We start from the raw sequence: 21,336 nt of genomic DNA, 5'->3' as shown, positions 1-21,336 counted from the left end.
AGCGCGGGGTCACCCGGCCATCCCGTCCCAGCGGGCCCGGCGCATGTCGAGACGCGGGACCTCGCCCCGGCGGCGGGACGCGGCGGCCGGCTCGCGCAGCGGAGTGCCCTCCGCGTGGTAGTGCGCCAGGGCCCGCTGCTCCTGGCCCGGCAGCGGGAGCCCGTCCGCGCGCACCACGCGCCACCAGGGGACGGCACCTCCGTAGAGCGCCATGGCTCTGCCCACCTGGCGGGGGCCGCCCTCCTCCAGCCACTCGGCGATGTCCCCGTACGTCAGCACCCGGCCGGCCGGGATCAGCTCGGCGACCTCGAGTACGCGCTCCGCGTACTCGGGCAGCGCGGGCACGTCGGTGTCCCGGGGTGCGGCAGCGGCGGCCTCGTCCGGTTCCGCCTCTCGGGGATTTCCAGCCATGCGGGCCATGGTGCCGCATGCCACCGACAGCGGCGCCGCCCCGGCCGGGGGCGGCCCGGCCCGGATGCCGATTCGTCCCCCGCGCCACCGGAATGCACCCTCGTGCTCCCGGCGGCCCGCCCCTCGTGCCACCATCTTCCGGGCGGTGACGAGTGATACGGGACCACGACGAGACGGCAGCGGCAGGACAGCGGCACGGTGACGGACCCTCCGAGGAGGGCGCACCCGCCGCCGGAAGTGCTGCCCGGCCCGGCGCGGGTACCGGTCGGGAGACCCCCCGGCAGGGTCCCCCCGAGCCCGAGTCGAAGCCCGGGACCGACCCCGAGAACGAGCCGGAGCCGGCGCCCCGGCCCGGGCGGGAGCCGGGGTCGGGGGCAGGCGGCTCGCCGGCTCCGGCGGAACCGCCGGAGAAGCCGGCGGTCGTCGCGGAGGGGGACCGGGTCGAGATCGAGAGCGACGAACCGCTGCTCTCGGCGCGGGTGCACCGCCCCTCCGATCTGCTGCGGATGGTGCTCGGGCTGCTGGGCATCGCGCTGGTGCTGGTCATCGCGAACTTCGCACACGGCACCACTGCGGGACTCGAACAGGACATCGACAAGGGCACCGCGGAAGCTCCCGATCTGCTCATCAGTCTGACCGGCCTGGCGTCCAGCATCGCCGTACTGCTGGTGCCCGTCGCGTTCGCGATCGAACGGCTGATCAAGCGGGACGGGCTGCGGATCGCGGACGGCGTGCTGGCCGCCGTCCTGGCGCACGGCGCCTCGCTCGCCGTGGACCTGTGGGTCGCCCAGGCGGCGCCCGACTCGATCCGGGACGCGCTGACCAAGGCGATCACCCCGCAGGACGCCACCACCCCGGTGCACAGCTATCTCGCGCCGGTCATCGCGTACATGACCGCGGTCGGGATGGCGCGCCGTCCACGCTGGCGGGTGGTGCTGTGGGGCGTGCTGCTGCTGAACGCGACCGCGGTGCTGGTGCCCGGGTACACAACGGCCTTCTCCATCGTGGTGACGGTGCTGATCGGCTGGACCACGGCCTACGGCACGCTGTACGCCGTCGGCACCCCGAACGTCCGGCCCACCGGCCAGACGCTGCTGGCGGGACTGCGCCGGGTGGGCTTCACCCCGGTCAGCGCGGTGCGGGTGGAGGACGCCGGGGAGGCCGACCGGCGCGACCACAACGACCGGGGGCGCCGCTACCGGGTGACGCTGGAGGACGGGCCGCCGCTCGACGTCACCGTCGTCGACCGCGAGCAGCAGGCCCAGGGCTTCTTCTACCGCGTCTGGCGGCGGCTGGCACTGCGCGGCATCACCCAGCGCCGCAGTCTCCAGTCGCTGCGGCAGGCCCTGGAGCAGGAGGCGCTGCTCGCCTACGCGGCCATCTCCGCGGGCGCCAACGCGCCCCGGCTGATCGCCACCTCGGAACTCGGCCCGGACGCGGTGATGCTGGTCTACGAGCACATCGGGGGCCGCAGCCTGGACGCGCTGCCGGACGAGGAGGTCACCGACGAGCTGATGCGCACGACCTGGCGCCAGGTCCAGGCACTGCAGTCGCGGCGCATCGCCCACCGCAGGCTGGTGGGCGACGCGCTGCTGGTGGACCACTCCGGCGCCGTCTACCTGACGGACCTGCGCGGCGGGGAGATCGCGGCCGGGGACCTGATCCTGCGGATGGACATCGCCCAGTTGCTGACCGTGCTGGGGCTGCGGGTGGGCGCCGAGCGCGCCGCCTCGACCGCGGTGGACGTGCTGGGGCCCGACGCCGTCGCGGACAGCCTGCCGCTGCTGCAGCCCATCGCGCTCAGCCGCAGCACCCGCACGACGCTGCGGCGGCTGGCCAAGGAGCGTGCCGAACGCGAGCGCGAGGCCGTCATCGAGGCGTCCCGCAGCGGCAGGGCTGCCAGGGCCCGGGACGGGGCCGAACCGCCCGCGACGAGCCGCGCGCACCGCAAGTCGCTGCGCGCGGAGAAGAACGCCGAGAAGAAGGCCATAGACGAGGCGCTGGAGGAGGCCCGCGAGGAGGACCTGCTGGCGCAGATCCGGCAGCAGGTGCTGCGGATCAGACCGCAGGCGCCCATAGAGCCCGCGCGGCTGGAGCGGATCCGGCCGCGCACCCTGGTCAGCTTCATCGCCGGCACCCTGGCCGCCTACTTCCTGCTGACCCAGCTCTCCCAGGTTCCGCTGGACAAGGTGCTCAGCGCGAACTGGGCCTGGGTCGGCGGCGCGGTGGCCTTCTCCGCGGTGACCTATCTGTTCGCCGCCATGTCGCTGCTGGGCTTCGTCCCGGAGAAGGTCTCCTGGTGGCGGACGGTGCAGGCGCAGGTGGCCGGCTCCTTCGTGAAGCTCGTGGCCCCCGCGGCGGTCGGCGGGGTGGCGCTGAACGCCCGGTTCCTCCAGCGCTCCGGGGTGCGCCCGGGGCACGCGGTGGCGAGCGTGGGCGCCTCCCAGCTCTTCGGGCTCGGCAGCCACATCACGCTGCTGATGCTGTTCGGCTACATCACCGGGACCGAACACACCCCCACCCTCTCGCCGTCCCGGGCGGTCATCGCCGGGCTGCTGACCGCGGCCGTGCTGGTGCTGATCGTCACGGCGGTGCCCGCGCTGCGCCGGTTCGTCTCGAACCGGGTGCGCTCGCTGTTCGCGGGCGTGGTGCCGCGGATGCTGGACGTGGCGCAGCGGCCGCAGAAGCTGCTCACCGGTGTGCTGGGGATGCTGCTGCTGACGCTGGCGTTCGTGATGTGCCTGGACGCGTGCGTGCGCGCGTTCGGGCACGAGACGAGCTACGCGAACCTCGCCGTCGTCTTCCTGACCGCGAACGCGCTCGGTTCGGCCGCGCCCACTCCGGGCGGGCTGGGTGCCGTCGAGGCGGCCCTGATCGCCGCGCTCATCGCGTTCGGGGTGCCCAAGGAGGTGGCGACCCCGGCGGTGCTGCTGTTCCGGCTGCTGACGCTGTGGATGCCGGTGCTGCCCGGCTGGCTTTCCTTCACCCATCTGACCCGCAGGGGCGCGCTCTGAGGAAGACCACCCGTCCGCCTCACACAGCGCGCCGCCGCGCGGGATCCGTCCGCACGATGAACGTCCCACCCCCTGTCGGGAGGACGTCCCCATGCGCCATGCCCGCTCCCCGCGGCGGCCCGTCGCCGCGCTCGCGGCAGCGCTGCTGGTGACCGCCGTCGTGACCAGCGGCTGCGGCAGCGAGGAACCGGACCGTGCCCGGAAGACCGAGGCCAGGCCGAGCGGCCGGAGTTCGGCCGCCGACGAGGCTGCCTTGGACTCCCCCGCGCCCTCCGGGAGCACCTCGGCGGGGCAGCCGCTCCCCGACGCGCTCACCCGGCAGCAGCCGCGCTGGTCGCCGTGTCCGGCGCCGAACGCCGCGCAGGGCACCGACACCGGCTCGCCTGCGCCGTTGCCGGGAGGCGACCGGTGGGAGTGCGCGAAGCTGAAGGTGCCCCTGGACTACAGCGAGCCCGCGGGCAGGACGCTGGGCATCGAGATGATCCGCGCCGCGGAGCGCCCGGGCGGCGGCAGGCGGATCGGCTCGCTGGTGTTCAACTTCGGCGGCCCGGGCGGCTCCGGGGTCGCCGCGCTGCCCGCCTTCGCGGACGAGTACGAGACCCTGCGCGGCCGCTACGACCTGGTCAGCTTCGACCCGCGCGGGGTGGGCCGCAGCGAGGGGGTGCGCTGTCTGAGCGACGAGCGGCTGGACTCCTACTTCGCCGCCGACTGGACGCCCGACACCGACGCGGAGGAGCGCAGCCTCTTCGCCCGGCAGGAGTCCTTCGCCGACGGCTGCGAGAAGCGGGCCGGGGACCTGCTGCCGCATCTGACGACCGAGAACACGGCCCGCGACATGGACCTGATGCGGCAGGTCCTCGGCGACCGGAAGCTGCACTACTTCGGCATCTCCTACGGCACCGAACTGGGCGGCGTCTACGCGCACCTGTATCCGGAGCGGGTGGGCCGCGCCGTCTTCGACGCGGTGGTCGATCCCGCCTCGAACCCGGCGCAGGGCTCGCTGAGCCAGGCCGGCGGCTTCCAGCAGGCGCTCGACAACTACCTGGACCGCTGCACGTCGGGCGAGGAGGAATGCCCGGTCGGCAACGACCCCGCGGAGGGGAGGGAGCGGATCACCGAGCTGCTGGCCGACCTGGACGCCGAGCCGATGCCCACCGACAGCGGCCGCAAGCTGACCGAGTCGCTGGCCGAGGGCGGGATCGCGCAGGCGCTGTACTCCGAGGAGACCTGGGATCTGCTCACCCAGGGGCTGGAGGAGGCGGTGGCGGACAGCAACGGCTCCACGCTGCTGCTGTTGGCGGACGCGCTCAACGGACGCAACCAGGACGGCACCTACAGCACGCTGCAGTCGTCGCTGACGGCGATCAGCTGCGCGGACAACGAGCAGCGATACGGGACAGGAGCGATCAGGAACAGGCTGCCGGACTTCGCCGAGGCGTCCCCGGTCTTCGGGCCGATGTCCGCGTGGGGGCTGGCCTCCTGCCACGACTGGCCGGTGCACGGCAGGTGGCGGACGCCTCCGGTGAGCGCCGCCGGGTCGGACCCGATCCTCCTGGTCGGCACGACCGGGGACCCCGCCACCCCGTACGGGGGGACGCGGGCGATGCAGCGGGAGCTGGGCGACGGCGTCGGGGTGGAGGTCACCTACCGCGGTGAGGGGCACGGCGCGTACGACAGCCGGAACTCCTGCGTGCGCAAGGCGGTCGACGGCTATCTGCTGCGCGGCCGGGTGCCGCGGAACGGCACCGACTGCACCTGACGTGGGCACGATCAGGGGCACACGGTGGGTGTCCGCCGTGCGCCCCTGGTGTGTCCCGACAGTTCTAGTAGACGGGCTTGTCCGGTTCGATCTGGTTGACCCAGCCGATGACGCCGCCGCCGACGTGCACGGCATCGGAGAATCCCGCGTTCTTGAGCACCGCCAGGACTTCCGCGGAGCGGACACCCGTCTTGCAATGCAGGACGATCTTCTTGTCCTGCGGCAGGTCCTGCAGCGCGGTGCCCATCAGGAACTCGTTCTTGGGGATCAGCCGGGCGCCGGGGATCGAGACGATCTCGTACTCGTTCGGCTCCCGCACGTCGATGACGTCGACGCTCTCACCCTCGTCCAGCCACTCCTTGAGCTGCTTGGGGGTGATGGTGGAGCCCGCGGCCGCCTCCTGCGCCTCGTCGGAGACGACACCGCAGAACGCCTCGTAGTCGATCAGTTCGGTGACCGTGGCGTTCGGTCCGCAGACCGCGCAGTCGGGGTCCTTGCGGACCTTGACCTGGCGGTAGCTCATCTCCAGTGCGTCGTAGATCATCAGGCGGCCGACCAGCGGGTCACCGATGCCCGCCAGCACCTTGATGGCCTCGGTCACCTGGATCGACCCGACGGAGGCGCACAGCACCCCCAGCACGCCGCCCTCGGCGCAGCTCGGCACCATGCCGGGCGGCGGGGGCTCCGGGTACAGGCAGCGGTAGCAGGGGCCGTGCTCGCTCCAGAACACACTGGCCTGGCCGTCGAAGCGGTAGATCGAGCCCCACACGTACGGCTTGTTCAGCAGCACGCAGGCGTCGTTGACCAGGTAGCGGGTGGCGAAGTTGTCCGTGCCGTCCACGATCAGGTCGTACTGCGCGAACAGCTCCATCACGTTCGACGAGTCGAGCCGCTCCACGTGCAGGTTGACCTGCGCGTGCGGGTTGATCCCGAGCACCGTGTCCTTGGCCGACTCCGCCTTGGGCCGGCCGATGTCCGCCTGGCTGTGGATGATCTGCCGCTGCAGGTTGGACTCGTCGACCTCGTCGAACTCGACGATGCCGAGGGTGCCGACACCGGCGGCCGCGAGATACATCAGGGCCGGCGAACCGAGGCCGCCCGCGCCCACACAGAGGACCTTCGCGTTCTTGAGCCGCTTCTGCCCTTCCATCCCGACATCCGGGATGATCAGGTGACGTGAGTACCTGCGGACCTCGTCGACGGTGAGCTCGTCGGCTGGCTCGACCAGGGGTGGCAGTGACACGGAGACTCCGATGGTCGGTGGAACGTGCGGGAAGTCACCCGCCCGAGGGGCGAGCTTTTCCTTCCGTAACACTGCCACGCCCTATCTCATTCCGAGACACCTGGTCCAAGACACGAGACGATCTCGTCCCAGTAGCCGGGCAGCCCCGCCCACGGGTCCTGCCCCCGGTCGCGGGTGCGGTCCGTGAAGCAGACGGTGCCCGCGCCCTGCCAGCGGGCGATCCGCAGCGCCTCCTCCAGGTGCGTACGCGGCAGTGCGTGCACCAGATGGCAGAACCGTTCGGCCGGATAGGTCGCCGTCCACTCCGCCGCCTGCGACCAGCGGTAGTCTCCCCAGCTTCCGGCATAGGTGACCAGCTGGTCGGCGCACCCCAGATGGTCGGGGTGCGGATGGCCGCCCGTCTCCAGCACCAGGAATCCGCCGGGCCCGGTGGCGTTCTCGGCATGCGCGCCGGCCGCGCCGCACAGCGCGCGCAGGGTGGCGCTGAGCCGCTGGACGTGCCCCAGCAGGGCCGGAGCGTCCGGGCAGTGCGCGAGATAGAAGCCGTCGACCCGGTACCAGTCCAGGAACCGGTGGGCTTCGGAGACCAGTTCCCCGAATGTCCGCGTACCCTCCCGCATGTCGAGACGGCCGAGCACGGCGACGCCCGCCGAGCCCAGCGCGGCGGCCGCGGGGGCGCAGAACGGGTCGGGCCGCGCGCCCGGGCCGTCGGCGACGTCCAACACCGCCCAGTGCAGCGGACCCGCGGCCCGGTCCGGGCCGGGGCAGGCGCCGAGCCCCGGCCGGGCGAGCTCCGCCCACTCCATGGGCGCCAGCATCGGGTGCGCACACCCCGGTACGCCGAGCCCCGGCCGCCTGCTGGCCGCGCCGCTGCCGCCGCCGGTCGCCCGGAGCCGGCCCGGAGGTGTGGTCAGATACGGCACGCCGCCTCCATCCAGATGTCGGCCAACGACTCCTCCAGACCGATCCGGGGCCGCCAGCCGAGCCGGTCGCGCGCCGTGCGGACGTCGGCCTGCTGCCAGCCTCCGCAGCCGTCCGGGTACGGGTAGGCGGCGGGCGGTGCCGGCTGCGCACCGTGCTGCTGCGCGGGGATGGCGGGGACGCCGCCGACCTGCCCGCCCGGCGCTCCGGGTCCGGCACCGGCCGGATGGCCCTCGCCCGGCCCCTGCCCGGCCGGGCCGCCGCCCTGGTCGTGCACCGCGCCCGCGTACCCGGCGACGCGGGCCAGCAGCGAGGCGGCGTCCCGCAGCCGCACCGCCCTGCCGGTCCCGATGTTGACGATGCCCTGCGCCGCGGACAGGGACGCGGCGTGCACGGCCCGCGCGATGTCGCGGACGTCCACGAAGTCGCGCTGCACGCTCAGCCCGGCCAGCTTCAGTTCACTGTCGCCCTGCTGCATCGCACGCCGCATCGCCTCCGCGATCCGCCCGAGCGGCGAACCGGCCGGGGTGCCGGGCCCGATGGGTGAGAAGACCCGGAGCACGACGGCGTCCAGCCCGGAGGCCAGCACCAGTTCGGTGCCCGCCAGCTTGCTCACCCCGTACGGCCCCCCGGGACGCGGAACGGCGTCCTCACCGGTGGAGGAACCGGCCTGCGCCGACCCGTACTCGGCGGCGCACCCCACGTGCACCAGCCGGGCGCCGCAGCCGCTGCGGCGCAGCGACTCGCAGACAGCGGCCGTGGCGACCACGTTGTGCCGGATCAGCTCGCGCCCGTTGCCCCGGGTGGTACCGGCGCAGTTGACGACGACGCCCGGGTGGACCGCGTCCAGGAAGCGGGTGAGGGCACCGGGGCTTCCGGTGGACAGGTCGAAGCGGACGTCGGCCTCGTCGCTCCTGCCGAGCGCGGTCAGTTGCACCGCGGGGTCGGCCAGCAGGCGGTCGGCGACGAAGCGGCCCAGGTATCCGCTGGCGCCCAGCAGCAGCACCCTCATTGTGCGGCCCCCTCGCACGAGTGCGGGGCCCGGCACTGCCGCACGCCCGGGTGCGGTCGCCTCCCAGGGGTGCCGGGATGTGCCAACTGCGCGTGGATCATCGGGTCTTGCTCCTTGTCGGTGTCGCACGGGCGGGTCCGTAAGCCCGTGCCGGAGAGAGGGATCGGGGGCGGCCCGGCGGTCATACCGGCGCCGCCCCCCGGTGGTGCGCCGAGGCGTTGGCCAGCGCCACCGCCGCGTACGCCAGCAGGACGAGTGCCGCGCAGCCGCAGGCGGCGACCGGCACAGCCGCCGTCCCCAGGTGCGCGACCAGCGCCTCCGGAGGACGGCCCAGTGCCCCGAGGCCGGGCAGCCGCGCCACGGGGACGGCGAGCAGCGCCGCGGCCTCCACGGCGCAGGCGGCGGCGAGTCCGGCCGAGGCCGCCCGCAGGAAGCCGTGCGCGGCCAGCAGCAGCGCGGCGAAGAACAGCAGTCCGAGGGCTCCGGTGGACGCGGCGGTGGCGGGCCAGGGGGTCCGTAGGCCGGGAGCGGGGCCGGGTGCCGCGACGGCCAGCGGGCCCTCGGTGAGCGCGCGGGCCGCCAGGTGGAGCACCGGCAGCCCCACCGCGACGGTGCAGACGGCCGCCACCAGCAGCGGGCGCACCGCGGCGGTGAAGTCCTCCAGGCTGCGGCTGCCAGCCAGTTTGCGCCGGGCGGCCGAGGCGAACCCGCGCGCGCCCCATACGACGGGCGCGACAGCCAGCGCGAGGGCCAGCGGGAGAGCGGGCGACGGCGTCCGGGGTGCGCCGCTGGAGGCGTCGGGCCCGCCGCCGAGCAATTGGGCCAGCAGCCAGTCGCCGTACAGCGCGTAGCCCACCAGCCAGCAGACGCACAGCGCGGCGAACGCCGGAGACGCCGGGAACACAGCGGCGCCGGCCGCACGCGGGACGCGGGGGACGGCCCGCAGCGCCGCGACCGCGCTGCCCGGCACGGCGAGGGCGCCCAGGACGCACAGGGCGGCCCGTACCGCGGCGGGGCCGCCCCGCAGCAGCACCCACCAGGCGAGGGTGCCCGCGCACAGCAGGCCGGGCAGCAGCGGCAGCGCCAGCAGCGCGCACCCTGCGAGCAGTCGCCGGCGCGCGGCGCCCGGCGGGCGCGGGGGCCCGGTGCCGACCGAGGGCGCACGGCGCGTGCGCGCCCCGCGGGCGCCCTCCCCCGTGTGCGGGGAGCGCGCGCCAGGGTACGGAGTGCGCGCGTACAGCTCCTCGGCCAGCGAGAAGATGTCGCGGTGGCGGCATCGGGCGACCGTCTCGTCGGTGATCCCGTCGGCTTCCAGTCCGGCGGCGATCTCCAGCGGGTCGACGGCGCGCTCGCACAGGGTGCGGTGCTGGTACAGCAGGACGCGTACCGGGTCGCCGGGTGCGGAACGGGTCGTCACGGGGTCCTCCCCTCCCCCGGCTCGGCACCGACCGCGGCCCGCTCGACGGGGTGCGGCCCGCCGCCGCTCTCCCGCGGGCCGCGGTCCGGCCGGGCCCAGCTCGGCACGTGGGGGGAGTTGCCACCGGTGGGCCGCACCCCGGCCGCGCGCCGGCCGGAGCGGCCGACCGGACGGCGCCCGTCGGCACCGGGGACCGCCGGGCCGCCGGCCGCGGTGTCCGCCGCCGTGTCGCCGGGCACCCGGGTAACGGTCGCCGCGCGGCCCCTCAGTCGGCGGCTTTCGGGAGTGCGGGCGGACGGGACCGCGTCCTCGGAGGTGTCCTCGGCGTCCCCGGCCGCGGGCTGCCGGAGGCCGTCCCCGGGCTGCTGGGCGAGCTCGCGGTAGATACCGCGGAACGCCTCGACGTTCTGCCGCACCGTGAACAGCTCCAGCGCCCGCGCCCGCGCGGCGGCGCCCAGCCGTGCCGCGCGCGCCGGGTCGCGCAGCAGCGCGACGCAGGTGTCCGCCAGCGCCCGTGGGTCGCGCGCGGGGACGAGGCAGCCGGTGCCGCCGATCACCTCCGGGGCGGCCCCCACGTCGGTGGAGACGGGGACTCTGCCGCAGAACATCGCCTCCACCAGCGGAACCGGGAAGCCCTCGACCGTGCTGGAGAGCACGGCGACGCCACCCAGCGCGTAGGCGTCCGCCAGGGTGGGTGCGGCGGAACCGCCCAGTTCCTCGAAGGCGACCGCGCTCTCGACACCCGGGGGTGCCCCGGGGAAGAGCCGCCCGGCGAGCGCCCGGCAGTGCGCCCGGTAGCCCCCGGCGCCCTCCCGGGGCCCGCCGGGCCGGTCCGCGCCGCACTCCGCGGGGGCGCTGCCGCCGTCCGCCGAAGCGCCGGGGGTGCGGTCCGCCGTCCGGGCGCCGCGCGGATCAGCCCGCTCGACGATGCGCAGTCGGGCGGTCGGCACCGTCTCGCGCACCCGGGCGAAGGCGTACAGCAGGGTGTCCAGGTCCTTGGCCGGGCCGGGGGTGCCCACCCATACCAGCGTGGGTGCGCCGGTGGAGCGGGGGCCGCCGGGCGGCGGCAGATGCGCGGCCTGTTCCCCGACGGCGTCGAAGGGTGCCGGGTCCATACCGGGATAGACCGTGCGCAGCCGCGCGCCGTCGGCACCGCAGCGCTCCTGCCAGCGGCGCGCGTGCGTGTTCCCGGGGGTGATCAGGTGGGCCTGCGCGTACGCCTCGCGCGCCAGGCGCCGCTGGAAGGAGGCGAGCAGGGCGCGTACGGGGGCGCCCACGACTCCGCGGGCGACGGCGCCGGCGGCGCTCGCCAGGTAGTGCTCACGCAGCCGCACGCCGTACTCGGTGATCAGCAGCGGCACCCCGAACGTCCGCTTGGCCCACAGGCCGGGCAGGGCCGCGGGCCCGGCGCCGACCGCGTGGCACAGGTCGGCCTCCGACAGCCCCGCCTCCCCTCCCCGCTGCCCGTACCAGTCCAAAGAGAGCGGACGCAGCGCGCGCTCCAGCTTGTCGGTGACGGCAAGCAGGTCACAGACCTGGGCGGCATGCGCGGCGGGCATCGCGCCGGGCGCACGGCAGGCCGATTCCAGGATGCGCACAGCGCTCTCGGAGCGCAGCGCGGCGGCCAGCCCGCCGCGCTCGGCCGCCAGTTCGGCGAGCCCGTAGAGCCCGGCGGCGAAACGGTCCGCCTGAGCGGCGGCCGGGGGGCGTGCGGAGCTGATCCCGCCCCCGGGGGCACCGGCCGTCGCGGTCCATCCGGCAGCGGACCGGTCGGGGCCGGGCCGGTCGGGATCCGTGCCGCAGACGGCCTCGGCGAGGACCTCGAAGCACTCGCGGAAGCGCTGCTTCTCACGCCGCCCGTAGGAGCCCCACGTCAGCCCGCGTACGCCCGCGTACGCCGCGGCGGGTTCGGGGCCCCACAGCGGTGCGGTGCGCACCCGCACGACGTTGGGCGGCACCTCACGGCAGCCGGTCAGCTCCTGCCGGGCGCTGCGGCTGAGGGCGTACACCGCGAACTCGTGGCCGTCCAAGCCGCGCACCAGGCGGTCGCACCACAGCGCGGACTCACCCCGCACATAGGGGTAACCACCCTCCGTAAGCAGCGCGATGCGCACGTGCGCACCCCCGATCCCTCTCGTGGCGTGCCGCGCGCCCGGGCGGCTCGGCACGGGCGCGGCGGCGGAATGTCGAAGACGCAGCAGACGCTATGCGGGCGTCCCCGGCACGCGGCGGACGGTTGTCCGCGACGCCACCAGAAGGGGTGAAGACCCGTGACTTTCGGGAGACTCGTGCGTTAACCAGCGCTCAACGTCAGCCGGTCGGCGGCCCGGGCGGGCTCACCGCACACTGCTCAACCGCGCGGATGCGGCCAGGCGTTGATGCGGCAGGTCTTGCCCTGCGTGGTGAGGTACTTGGTCTGCTGCATCATCACCGGCGCCGGCTTGCCGTCTCCGGGACAGCCCACATGTCCGTGGCCCAACCGGTGGCCCACCTCGTGGTTGATGAGCATCTCCCGGTAGGCGCGCATGTGGTCGGGACCGAACGTCTCGGCGCCGCGTGCCCACCGCCATGCGTTGATCATGACGCGGTCGGTGGCGGCCGAGTCGCAGGAGACCTTCTCCTGGCTGGTGTCCAGCCCGGACTTGGCACACCACACATCGGTGGTGCGCGGACTGGCCAGCGTGATCACGAACCGCGCCTTGCCGGAGGAGACCCGCTCGAAGCTGCGCTTGCCGTCGTGCGCCCAGCTCCGCTCGTCGTTGAGGGTCTTGTGCACCGCCCGCGCGAACAGCTCGCCGTCCAGCGGCACCCCGCCCTCCACCTCGACGCGGTAGCGCACCACCTCGCCCTTGCCCGGTCCCTTCTGGTGGCCGGGCACGGCACTGAACTTGCCCGAACCCTCCAGGTCGTCGGCCAGCGGGTACTGCCGGGCCATCTTCTCGCCGTAGGAGGCGGGTGAGCTGCCGGGGGTGGGACGCGCGCCGCGGTCGGCACGCTCGGGACCGGAGGCGCCGTCCGGATCGTCGGGCGCCCGCTCCCCCGTCTTCAGCCCGCGCCCGGAGTCCCCGCTGCTGTGCTCGCCGCCGGCCACCTGCGCGGCCACGATGAAGGCCAGCACCGTCGTGACGGCCGCGGCGACGATCCCGGTGGCCGTACGGGCGCGGCTGGTCGGCTTCCTGGTCAGCGGCGCGGGCTCCGGCTCGGGCTCGGGCTCCGGCGGCTCCGGACGCGCACCGCTCCCGGCACGACCGGCCGCGGCGTCGGGCGACTGCGCCCCGCCGGGCGCAGCGGCGGCGTCCGGCCGGCGTCCGCCGGTCCGGGCCGCGCCGGGCGCTTCCGAGGCGAAGGCGCCCTTGTCGAAAGCGTCCAGATACTCCTGCCGCGGCCCGCCGGACCGCTGGCCGCCGGGCGCCGCACGGCCCGCGCTCCCGACGGGAGCGGCGCCCCGGCCGCCCCTGCGCGGCGGCGCCGGCGCGCTCTCCGGGTGCTGCGGATGGCCGCCGCGGGCGGCCTGCCCCTCCGCGTACGCGGGCACGCCGTGCGCGGGGGTGCCCTGCGGACCGGGGCCTGCCGGTCGGCCACCGCCCCCCGGCGGTACGGAAGGTGACGGCCTGCCAGCTGCGCCGGGGACGCGGACGCCGGGTTCGGGCACGCCGGAGCCGCCGGTCCCGCCCGGGGCGTCACCGGGGCGGGGCCGGGCTGCGGCGTCGGGGCCCGGGCCGGGGCGCTCGGATATCCGGGCGCGCTCCTCTCTGCGCCCGAAACCGGCCTTGCCCTTGCGGCTATGGCGTCCCACTAGTCACCTTCCGGGGTTGCCGGGGCCTGGGTGAGGGCACCGGCGGAGAAGTTGTTCAGCCGCTGTGTCGCCCCGCCCGCCTCCTGGAGCAGGTCGCGGACCGCGCCCGCGACGATCTCGGGGTACTCCATCATGGCGACGTGGCCCGCTTCCGGGAGGGCGAGCAGCCGGGAGTCGCGGAAAGCGGCCGAGGCACGCCGCGCCACCCGGAAGGCGACCAGTTGGTCGCGCCCACCGTAGACCAGAAGCGTGGGTGCCAGCACCCGCTCGGCCTGCCGCCACAGCGCGTGCTGCCCGCCCAGCGTGTACGCGTCGACGATGCCCCTGGTCGAGCGGACCATGGCGTCCCAGAAGTAGGGCAGTTGCAGTCTGCGCGCGTACTCCTGGGAGGCCGCGGCGAATTCCTCGGCCGAGACCCGTGCCGGATCGCCGTAGCAGAGCCCGAGCACACCGCCGGTGCGGCGCTCGGCTGACCAGTCCCTGGTCAGCCGGTCGAACAGGGTGGCGATCCCGGGCACCGCCAGCAGCGCCGTCGGCCAGGCGGTGCGCTGCGGAGGGATCTCCGGCAGCGCGGGCGAGACGAGCGTCAGCGTCCGCACCAGATCGGGGCGCACGGCGGCCACCCGGATCGCCACTGCGCCGCCGAGCGAGTTGCCCAGCAGATGCACGGGGGCACGCGCGCCGGCGTCCAGGTACCGGATGACGGCACGCGCGTGCCCGGAGACCGAGTAGTCGCCGCTGTCCGGCGGCGGGGAGTCGCCGAAGCCGGGCAGGTCGAGGGCCTCGCCGCGCACGTCGGGCGCGAGCTCGGCCATCAGCGCGGACCAGTTGAGCGAGGAGCCGCCCAGTCCGTGCACGTACAGCGCGGTCGGCCGGGTGTCCGCGGCGGCGTCCGCCGCGTCCTCGTGCCGTCCCCGTACGGCCAGCGTCAGCCCGGGCAGGGAGAGGGTCCGCAGCGTCTCCCGCTCCCCGACGCGGGACCGCGAGGGGTTCGGGGCAGCACTGCGGGCCGTGGAGGCGGGGGCTCCCGGCTGCTCGGTCGAGGACATGGAGCAATGTTACGAGACGATCACACTCCCCCTCACGTGTTCACCGTCACAAGAAGAAGCACACTGGTTGTACGGGGGAGCACGGGCTTCCGCCGACCGCGGCAGCGCCCGGAACGGATCCGGGAGCACCCGCGGGAATGCGGGAGGCATGCACCGTGCGCCCCCGGTGACCCGCTCCTAGTCTCGTAAGAAGGGCCCGCCCCGTCGGGCCCCGCCTGGAAAGGAAGGCCGGCATGGCAGTCGATCCGACCGACCCGGAGACCTTCGACGTCCACGAGGACCGCGACGACTACGAGGAGGAGCCGGAGGAAGCGGAAAGCCCGGAGGCCCCCGAGGCCGACACCGCGGAGCAGCGCACCGCTCTGCTGGCGGACCGCGACGACCCGCTGACCGGCCGCGGCTCCGACGAGGTGAACGCGGCGGACGCGGCGGAGCAGGCCCGCGTGGTGGAGCTGAACGAGGACGAGTACCGGTAGCGGAGCACCGGTGCGACGGACGAGTACCGGTCCAGGCCACCGGAAGCGCAGACTGACAAGTGGAAGATGACGAGAGCCGCCGGAGCGCCGTCGGCGGGTGGCGCCGGAGGGAAGGTCCGGAACACCGGAGCGAAAATTCGTGGGCCGGGAACCTTTCACCCCCGTTACCGAAAAGTACGATGGCGGCGCAGCGCAGCTCGCGCTCAGGAACTTCAGGGAGGCGGCGTGACAGCCATCGAGCAGACCGAGGCGCGCCCGCGCGGTACGCGTCTGCCGCGCCGGGCGCGACGTAACCAGCTACTGGGCGCAGCTCAGGAGGTCTTCGTCGCGCAGGGCTACCACGCGGCAGCGATGGACGACATCGCCGACCGTGCCGGGGTCAGCAAACCGGTGCTCTACCAGCATTTCCCGGGAAAGCTCGACCTGTACCTCGCGCTCCTGGACCAGCACTGCGAGGCGCTGCTCCAGGCGGTGCGCGCGGCACTGGAGTCCACCACGGACAACAAGCAGCGGGTCGCGGCGACGATGGACGCCTACTTCGCCTTCGTGGAGAACGAGGGCGGTGCCTTCCGGCTGGTCTTCGAGTCCGACCTGACCAACGAGCCCGCGGTCCGCGAGCGCGTGGACAAGGTGAGCCTGGACTGCGCCGAGGCGGTCAGCGAGGTCATCTCCGAGGACACCAAGCTGCCCTCGGAGCAGGCGATGCTGCTGGCCGTGGGACTGTGCGGGATGGCCCAGATCACCGCGCGCTACTGGCTGAGCGCGGGGCAGCAGATCCCGCGGGACGCCGCGGCGAAGCTGATCTCCTCGCTTTCCTGGCGGGGCATCGCGGGCTTCCCGATGCAGTGAGGGGGCGCGGCGGAGGGCGGTTGTTCGCTGCCGGCGTGCGACCGCGCGCCCTCCGCTTCCCTGCTGAGAGCTAGGGTTGCTCCGTACGGCGCGGTTCGCCGCGCATCGCATCCCGGGCGAGGCCACGGGATACCAGGACCGTCGGAGGGACATAGCCGTGGAGGTCAAGATCGGCGTGCAGTACGCGCCTCGCGAGATCGTCATGGAGAGCAAGCAGACTCCTGACGAGGTCGAGAGCGCGGTGGCGGCGGCACTGGAGAAGGGCTCCGGGCTGCTCGGCCTGGAGGACGAGCACGGCCGGAAGATCCTCGTCCCGGCGGAGCGCATCGCCTACGTCGAGATCGGTGAGGCGTCGGGCCGCAAGGTGGGCTTCGGCGCGATCTGACCGGGCGGCGCCCCCGGGCGCACGGTAGGACGCGCACGCGGCAAAGACGCACAGATGTACGCAGCTGACGGCGGTCGCGGGATTCCTCCCGCGACCGCCGTTTCAGCGTCCGTGCCCCGGGGGAGGACCGGAGCGACCGCGGTCGGCCACGGCGCGGTCCCCTGACCGGCCCCACCCGAGGAGGTCCTCATGATCTGGGAGGCTCTCGGCTCCGCAGCCCTGGGAGGCGCCCTCGCGCTCGCCGCGACCAGGCGGTTCCCCCAGCGGCTTCCCGACCGGCGGCTGGTGCTCGCGACGGGCCCCGTCGCCGCTCTGGCCGGCGGTCTCATCAGCCGCACCGTGCTCGGCTCCGGCCATCTGGCGGTGGTGTGGTGCCTCGCACTGGGCTTCAGCGCGGCCCTGCTGTCCCTGCTGCTGCGGGACGAGTCGCCCGGGCGCCGGCAGTGGCGCCAGGACGCGCTGCGCACCGCCCCGGCACCCGCGGGCGCGAGCGCCGGGTTCGGGCAGTCGGCCGACTTCAGGCAGCAAGCCCCAGCGCTGCCATCCGCTTCGTATGGGCCTCGGTGATCCGGGAGAACATCTTGCCGACCTCCGCGAGGTCGAAGCCGTCGGCGAGGCCGCCGACCAGCATGGTGGAGAGCGCGTCCCGGTCGGCGACCACCCGCTGCGCCTGGGAGAGCGCCTCCCCCATCAGCCGCCGCGCCCACAGCGCGAGCCGGCCGCCCACCCGGGGTTCGGCCTCGATGGCGGCACGGACCTTCTCCACGGCGAAGCTGGAGTGCCCCGTGTCGTCCAGCACGCTCAGTACCAGGGCGCGGGTGTCGGCGTCGAGCCGGGTGGCGACCTCGCGGTAGAAGTCGGAGGCGATGGAATCGCCGACGTACGCCTTGATCAGCCCCTCCAGCCAGTCGGAGGGCGCGGTGAGCCGGTGGAACTCGTCCAGCGCGGCGGCGAACGGCTCCATGGCGGCGGTGGGGTCCTCGTCGATGCGGGCCAGCCGCTCGCGCAGTTTCCCGAAGTGGTGGAACTCGGCCGACGCCATCGAGGCCAGCTCGGCCTTGTCCGCGAGCGACGGCGCCAGCTTGGCGTCCTCGGCGAGCCGCTCGAAGGCCGCCAGCTCCCCGTAGGCCAGCGCTCCCAGCAGATCGACGACCGCGGCGCGATAGGTCGGGTCCGCCGACGCCTGCTCCCAGCTCTGGGTGGCGATGGTGGCGGCGGGGGCGGGCTCGGTTCCGGCGGCTTCGGGCTCGGCGGCCCCGGCTTCGGCGGCGGTCTTGTCAGGCGTCTCCATACCTCGCACGATAGCCCGCGACGACAGGCCGGGACGGACCCGTCCGGCCCCCCATCGGCCCCACGAGAGCCCAGGTGAACTCGTACACAACGATTGCCCCGGTACAGATGCGCGGATCCGGGGTACAGTGATATTGGGTCCACCGGATGGCGTGGACTCGCTGCATGCATGAAATGCGGATGCCCGGTCGGTGGCCCGATCGGCTCCGACCCGACAGCCTTCCGTCGGTCCGCTCCTGTGGGCCGCACTGAGAGGGACCGCTCGCGCGAGTGAGGCGCTTGAGCGGGAGACAGTGGTCCCGCACCGCTCGGCGGGCCGCAACGACGGCCGCCGAGTCGCGGTAGATCCTCTCCTCGCTCCGTCGGCACACCCAGAGGACTGGGTCGGCCGGACGCCGCAGCCGTACTCGCGCGTCACACAGAAGAGGCAAGCATCCTGTCCACGACGTTCAGAGATCTCGGGATCCTCCCCGAGACCGCCGAGGCCCTCGAAGCCGTCGGCATCACATCCCCCTTCCCGATCCAGGAGATGACGCTCCCGGTGGCCCTCGCCGGCACCGACGTCATCGGCCAGGCCAAGACCGGTACCGGCAAGACGCTCGGCTTCGGGCTGCCGCTGCTGGAGTCGGTCACCGTTCCCGCCGATGTCGAGCTGGGCCGCGCCCGGCCCGAGGAGCTCTCCGAGGCCCCGCAGGCGCTCGTCGTCGTGCCCACCCGCGAGCTGTGCCAGCAGGTGACCAACGACCTGCTCACCGCCGGCAAGGTGCGCAACGTCCGGGTCCTGTCGATCTACGGCGGGCGCGCCTACGAACCCCAGGTCGAGGCCCTGAAGAAGGGTGTCGACGTGGTCGTCGGCACCCCCGGGCGGCTGCTGGACCTGGCCGGCCAGAAGAAGCTCCGGCTCTCGGAGATCCGGGCCCTCGTCCTGGACGAGGCCGACGAGATGCTCGACCTGGGCTTCCTCCCCGACGTCGAGAAGATCATCGAGATGCTGCCGGCCCGGCGCCAGACGATGCTCTTCTCGGCGACCATGCCCGGCCAGGTCATCTCGCTCGCCCGGCGCTACATGAGCCAGCCCACGCACATCCGCGCCACCGCGCCGGACGACGAGGGCCAGACGGTGGCGAACACCACACAGCACATCTTCCGCGCCCACTCCATGGACAAGCAGGAGATGGTCGCCCGGATCCTGCAGGCCGAGGGCCGCGAGCTGGCGATGGTCTTCTGCCGCACGAAGCGCACGGCGGCCGACGTCGCCGAGCAGCTCTCGCGGCGCGGCTTCGCGGCCGGCGCGGTCCACGGCGACCTGGGGCAGGGCGCCCGCGAGCAGGCACTGCGCGCGTTCCGCAACGGCAAGGTCGATGTGCTGGTGTGCACGGATGTCGCCGCCCGCGGTATCGACGTCGACAACGTCACCCACGTGATCAACTACCAGACGCCCGAGGACGAGAAGACCTATCTGCACCGCATCGGCCGCACCGGCCGCGCGGGCGCGTACGGCACCGCGGTCACGCTGTGCGACTGGGACGACATCCCGCGCTGGCAGCTGATCAACAAGGCGCTGGACCTGGACTTCAACGACCCGGAGGAGACCTACTCCACCTCGCCGCACCTGTACGAGGCGCTGAAGATCCCCGCCGGGGCCAAGGGCATCCTGCCGCGTGGCGAGCGCACCCGGGCGGGGCTCGCCGCCGAGGAGATCGAGGACCTGGGCGAGCCCGGCGGGCGTGCACAGGGCCGCTCCGGCCGGTCCGGCGGCAGCACCGAGCGCACGCGTCCGGAGCGCAAGCCGCGCCAGCGCAGGCGCACCCGCGGCGCGCTGCGGACCGGTGAGTCCGGCTCCGGCCAGGACGCCGCTCCCGCCGGGTCGGAGCCCGCGGCGGACGGCGCCGCAGCCTCCGCCGAGGGCGGGGCGGCACATAAGCCGCGCCGCCGCCGGCGTACCCGCTCGACCGCCGGGGAGGCGGGAGCGCAGGCTTCCGCCGCCAAGGAGGGCGGCGAGGCGGGCCGGACCGCGGCCGGCACGGAGGAGACCCCCCGCAAGCCGCGCCGTCGTCGGACCCGCTCCGGCTCCGCGAGCCGCTCCGGCTCCGCGGCGCAGCAGTCCGCGGAGGGCTGACGCCCTCGGCGAGGAGTGCACGGCCCGGCGTCCCGCTGCGGGACACCGGGCCGCTTGCTGTCCCGGGCACTCCCGCGGGTAGCGTCCTGGCATGAGCAAGCCCCCCTTCCTCGCGCTCCCGTCCGGTGTGCGGGCGTACCGGATGGCCACCGCACGCGGGGAGTTCGCGGTGCACGACACCGCGGATGCGAGCCGTCCGGGTCCCGCCGTGCTGTTGCTGCCGGGGTTCACGGGCAGCAAGGAGGACTTCATCGGGCTGCTGGAGCCGCTGGCGCGGGCGGGGTTCCGGGCCGTCGCGGTCGACGGCCGGGGGCAGTACGAGACGGGCGGCCCCCGGGAGGCGGCCGCCTACGCGCAGTCCGAGCTGGCCCGGGACGTGCACGCGGTCGCGGCGGTGCTCGGCCGCGGGGGGCCCGGGGCCGTGCATCTGCTCGGGCATTCCCTGGGCGGTCTGATCGCGCGCGCCGCTGTGCTGCGGGATGCGGCTCCCTTCGCCTCGCTGACGCTGCTGAGCAGCGGCCCGGGCGCCGTCGCGGCCGCGCAGCAGGAGCGGGTGCGGATGCTGCTGAGCGCGCTGGGGACGATGAGCATGGCGGCGATCTGGGAGGTCATGCGAGAGCTCGACCAGTCGGTCGGCTCCGCCGGTGAGGCGCCGTACTCGCAGCGGGAGGTGGCGGAGACCTCGGTGGCGCTGGAGGAGTTCCTGCGGCGCCGCTGGCTGGCCCACGTGCCCGCGCAGCTCGCGGCCACCGGGGAGCAGTTGCTCACCGAGCCGGACCGGGTGGGCGAACTGGCGGCGCTGAGGCTGCCGTTCCATGTCGTCTCCGGCGCGGTGGACGACGCCTGGCCGGTGCCGCTGCTGGACGGGATGGCCGAGCGGCTGGGAGCCCGCCGCTCGGTGATCGCGGGTACCGGCCACTCCCCCAACGCGGAGCGGCCCACGGAGACCGCGCGGGCCCTCGCCGGTTTCTGGCTCAGCCCTTCCCCTCGATGAACTGGGTGATGCCGCCGGCGATCTGCTGGACGGCGATGGCAGAGAGCAGCATGCCGGACAGCCGGGTGACGAGGACGACTCCGCCGTCCTTGATGACCCGGATGATCAGCAGCGAATAGCGCATCGCGAGTCCCAGCACCAGGTGCATGGCCACGATCGCCGCCCAGACGGAGAGCTGTCCGCCCCAGCCGTCCGCGTGCTGCACCGCCAGGATGACGGAGACGATCGCGCCCGGTCCCGCCAGCAGCGGCATGCCGAGCGGGACGAGCGCCACGTTGACGTCCTTGGTCTGGGTGGGCTCGTCGGACTTGCCGGTCAGCAGGTCGAGGGCGACGAGGAGCAGCAGCAGCCCGCCCGCGACCATCAGCGCCGGGATGGAGACGTGCACGTAGTCGAGGATCTGCTTGCCGCAGATCCCGAACAGGGTGATCACTCCGAAGGCGACGGAGGCCGCCTGCCAGGCCATCCGGCGCTGGACCTTCGCCGGCCGGCCGGAGGTCAGCCCGAGGAAGATGGGGGTGATGCCGGGCGGGTCCATGATGACGAAGAGGGTGAGGAAGACGGAGCCGAAGAGAGCGAAATCGAACACGGTGGTGCCTGC

At 74.2% G+C, this 21,336-nt stretch carries 18 protein-coding genes; 8 read left to right on the top strand and 10 right to left on the bottom strand.

Features of this window, described 5'->3' with window-relative positions; genetic code table 11:
- Positions 1-9 precede the first annotated feature (9 nt).
- On the bottom strand, positions 10-411 hold the full coding sequence (locus ACFYMO_RS16255; protein ID WP_388546904.1) for an MGMT family protein: 402 nt from the start codon (positions 409-411) through the stop codon (positions 10-12).
- Between the two features lie 152 nt (positions 412-563).
- On the opposite strand from ACFYMO_RS16255, the gene ACFYMO_RS16250 reads away from it, so the two are divergent.
- On the top strand, positions 564-3,425 hold the full coding sequence (locus tag ACFYMO_RS16250) for a flippase-like domain-containing protein (protein ID WP_388546901.1): 2,862 nt from the start codon (positions 564-566) through the stop codon (positions 3,423-3,425).
- 91 nt (positions 3,426-3,516) lie between these two features.
- Positions 3,517-5,184: an alpha/beta hydrolase gene (locus tag ACFYMO_RS16245; RefSeq protein ID WP_366773934.1), complete on the top strand. Its 1,668-nt coding sequence runs from the start codon at positions 3,517-3,519 to the stop codon at positions 5,182-5,184.
- Between the two features lie 64 nt (positions 5,185-5,248).
- Here the strand turns inward: ACFYMO_RS16245 and moeZ are convergent, their stop codons facing one another.
- The 7 genes from moeZ to ACFYMO_RS16210 all read right to left on the bottom strand — a co-directional run bounded on the left by moeZ (position 5,249) and on the right by ACFYMO_RS16210 (position 14,622).
- A complete protein-coding gene (gene moeZ / locus ACFYMO_RS16240; protein WP_019354395.1) occupies positions 5,249-6,427 on the bottom strand; it encodes an adenylyltransferase/sulfurtransferase MoeZ in 1,179 nt (392 codons plus the stop codon).
- 86 nt (positions 6,428-6,513) lie between these two features.
- The gene (locus ACFYMO_RS16235; RefSeq protein ID WP_388546897.1) at positions 6,514-7,350 is read right to left on the bottom strand and encodes a phage tail protein; all 837 of its coding nucleotides are present in this window, start codon (positions 7,348-7,350) and stop codon (positions 6,514-6,516) included.
- Positions 7,338-8,360 (bottom strand): NAD-dependent epimerase/dehydratase family protein, encoded by a 1,023-nt coding sequence (locus ACFYMO_RS16230; protein ID WP_366773932.1) that lies wholly within the window; start codon positions 8,358-8,360, stop codon positions 7,338-7,340. The genes ACFYMO_RS16235 and ACFYMO_RS16230 overlap by 13 nt, the downstream gene beginning before the upstream one ends.
- A gap of 181 nt (positions 8,361-8,541) precedes the next feature.
- Entirely contained in the window at positions 8,542-9,777 is a 1,236-nt protein-coding gene (locus ACFYMO_RS16225; protein ID WP_388546894.1) for a hypothetical protein, read from the bottom strand.
- On the bottom strand, positions 9,774-11,891 hold the full coding sequence (locus ACFYMO_RS16220; protein ID WP_366773930.1) for a DUF3492 domain-containing protein: 2,118 nt from the start codon (positions 11,889-11,891) through the stop codon (positions 9,774-9,776). Before ACFYMO_RS16220 ends, ACFYMO_RS16225 begins: the two co-directional genes overlap by 4 nt.
- Before the next feature lie 236 nt (positions 11,892-12,127).
- On the bottom strand, positions 12,128-13,573 hold the full coding sequence (locus ACFYMO_RS16215) for a DUF3152 domain-containing protein (RefSeq protein WP_388546891.1): 1,446 nt from the start codon (positions 13,571-13,573) through the stop codon (positions 12,128-12,130).
- Positions 13,573-14,622 (bottom strand): alpha/beta hydrolase, encoded by a 1,050-nt coding sequence (locus ACFYMO_RS16210; RefSeq protein ID WP_366773928.1) that lies wholly within the window; start codon positions 14,620-14,622, stop codon positions 13,573-13,575. The genes ACFYMO_RS16215 and ACFYMO_RS16210 overlap by 1 nt, the downstream gene beginning before the upstream one ends.
- Before the next feature lie 233 nt (positions 14,623-14,855).
- Between ACFYMO_RS16210 and ACFYMO_RS16205 the strand changes: the two genes are divergently transcribed.
- From ACFYMO_RS16205 to ACFYMO_RS16190, 4 genes are all read left to right on the top strand, one after another.
- Positions 14,856-15,098 carry a hypothetical protein gene (locus ACFYMO_RS16205; protein WP_366773927.1) on the top strand — a complete coding sequence of 81 codons (243 nt, stop codon included), beginning with the start codon at positions 14,856-14,858 and terminating at the stop codon, positions 15,096-15,098.
- A 225-nt stretch (positions 15,099-15,323) separates the two neighbouring features.
- A complete protein-coding gene (locus ACFYMO_RS16200; RefSeq protein WP_366773926.1) occupies positions 15,324-15,947 on the top strand; it encodes a TetR/AcrR family transcriptional regulator in 624 nt (207 codons plus the stop codon).
- A 157-nt stretch (positions 15,948-16,104) separates the two neighbouring features.
- On the top strand, positions 16,105-16,332 hold the full coding sequence (locus tag ACFYMO_RS16195; protein WP_019354404.1) for a DUF3107 domain-containing protein: 228 nt from the start codon (positions 16,105-16,107) through the stop codon (positions 16,330-16,332).
- Positions 16,333-16,521: 189 nt separating this feature from the next.
- Positions 16,522-16,899 carry a hypothetical protein gene (locus tag ACFYMO_RS16190; RefSeq protein ID WP_366773925.1) on the top strand — a complete coding sequence of 126 codons (378 nt, stop codon included), beginning with the start codon at positions 16,522-16,524 and terminating at the stop codon, positions 16,897-16,899.
- Here the strand turns inward: ACFYMO_RS16190 and ACFYMO_RS16185 are convergent.
- The gene (locus tag ACFYMO_RS16185; RefSeq protein WP_388546887.1) at positions 16,850-17,623 is read right to left on the bottom strand and encodes a ferritin-like fold-containing protein; all 774 of its coding nucleotides are present in this window, start codon (positions 17,621-17,623) and stop codon (positions 16,850-16,852) included. The genes ACFYMO_RS16190 and ACFYMO_RS16185 overlap by 50 nt on opposite strands.
- Before the next feature lie 528 nt (positions 17,624-18,151).
- On the opposite strand from ACFYMO_RS16185, the gene ACFYMO_RS16180 reads away from it, so the two are divergent.
- Both ACFYMO_RS16180 and ACFYMO_RS16175 read left to right on the top strand, forming a co-directional pair.
- Positions 18,152-19,741 (top strand): DEAD/DEAH box helicase, encoded by a 1,590-nt coding sequence (locus ACFYMO_RS16180; RefSeq protein ID WP_366773923.1) that lies wholly within the window; start codon positions 18,152-18,154, stop codon positions 19,739-19,741.
- 91 nt (positions 19,742-19,832) lie between these two features.
- On the top strand, positions 19,833-20,735 hold the full coding sequence (locus ACFYMO_RS16175; protein ID WP_366773922.1) for an alpha/beta hydrolase: 903 nt from the start codon (positions 19,833-19,835) through the stop codon (positions 20,733-20,735).
- Here ACFYMO_RS16175 and ACFYMO_RS16170 read toward each other — a convergent pair.
- Positions 20,716-21,324, bottom strand: coding sequence for a MarC family protein (locus ACFYMO_RS16170; RefSeq protein ID WP_019354409.1), 609 nt, complete (start codon positions 21,322-21,324; stop codon positions 20,716-20,718). The genes ACFYMO_RS16175 and ACFYMO_RS16170 overlap by 20 nt on opposite strands.
- Positions 21,325-21,336: the final 12 nt, after the last annotated feature.

The sequence above is a fragment of the Streptomyces sp. NPDC007025 genome, from assembly GCF_042869455.1.
In the GTDB taxonomy this organism is placed as follows: domain Bacteria; phylum Actinomycetota; class Actinomycetes; order Streptomycetales; family Streptomycetaceae; genus Streptomyces.
Note: the sequence above shows the minus strand (reverse complement) of the source record. Positions and strands in the feature narration are given on the sequence as shown.

Coding starts and splice junctions, on each gene's coding strand:
- ACFYMO_RS16210 (WP_366773928.1), bottom strand. CDS start 14,622: ATGTCCTCGACCGAGCAGCCGGGAGCCCCCGCCTCCACGGCCCGCAGT.
- ACFYMO_RS16175 (WP_366773922.1), top strand. CDS start 19,833: ATGAGCAAGCCCCCCTTCCTCGCGCTCCCGTCCGGTGTGCGGGCGTAC.
- ACFYMO_RS16205 (WP_366773927.1), top strand. CDS start 14,856: ATGGCAGTCGATCCGACCGACCCGGAGACCTTCGACGTCCACGAGGAC.
- ACFYMO_RS16230 (WP_366773932.1), bottom strand. CDS start 8,360: ATGAGGGTGCTGCTGCTGGGCGCCAGCGGATACCTGGGCCGCTTCGTC.
- ACFYMO_RS16245 (WP_366773934.1), top strand. CDS start 3,517: ATGCGCCATGCCCGCTCCCCGCGGCGGCCCGTCGCCGCGCTCGCGGCA.
- ACFYMO_RS16255 (WP_388546904.1), bottom strand. CDS start 411: ATGGCTGGAAATCCCCGAGAGGCGGAACCGGACGAGGCCGCCGCTGCC.
- ACFYMO_RS16185 (WP_388546887.1), bottom strand. CDS start 17,623: ATGGAGACGCCTGACAAGACCGCCGCCGAAGCCGGGGCCGCCGAGCCC.
- ACFYMO_RS16180 (WP_366773923.1), top strand. CDS start 18,152: ATGACGCTCCCGGTGGCCCTCGCCGGCACCGACGTCATCGGCCAGGCC.
- ACFYMO_RS16190 (WP_366773925.1), top strand. CDS start 16,522: ATGATCTGGGAGGCTCTCGGCTCCGCAGCCCTGGGAGGCGCCCTCGCG.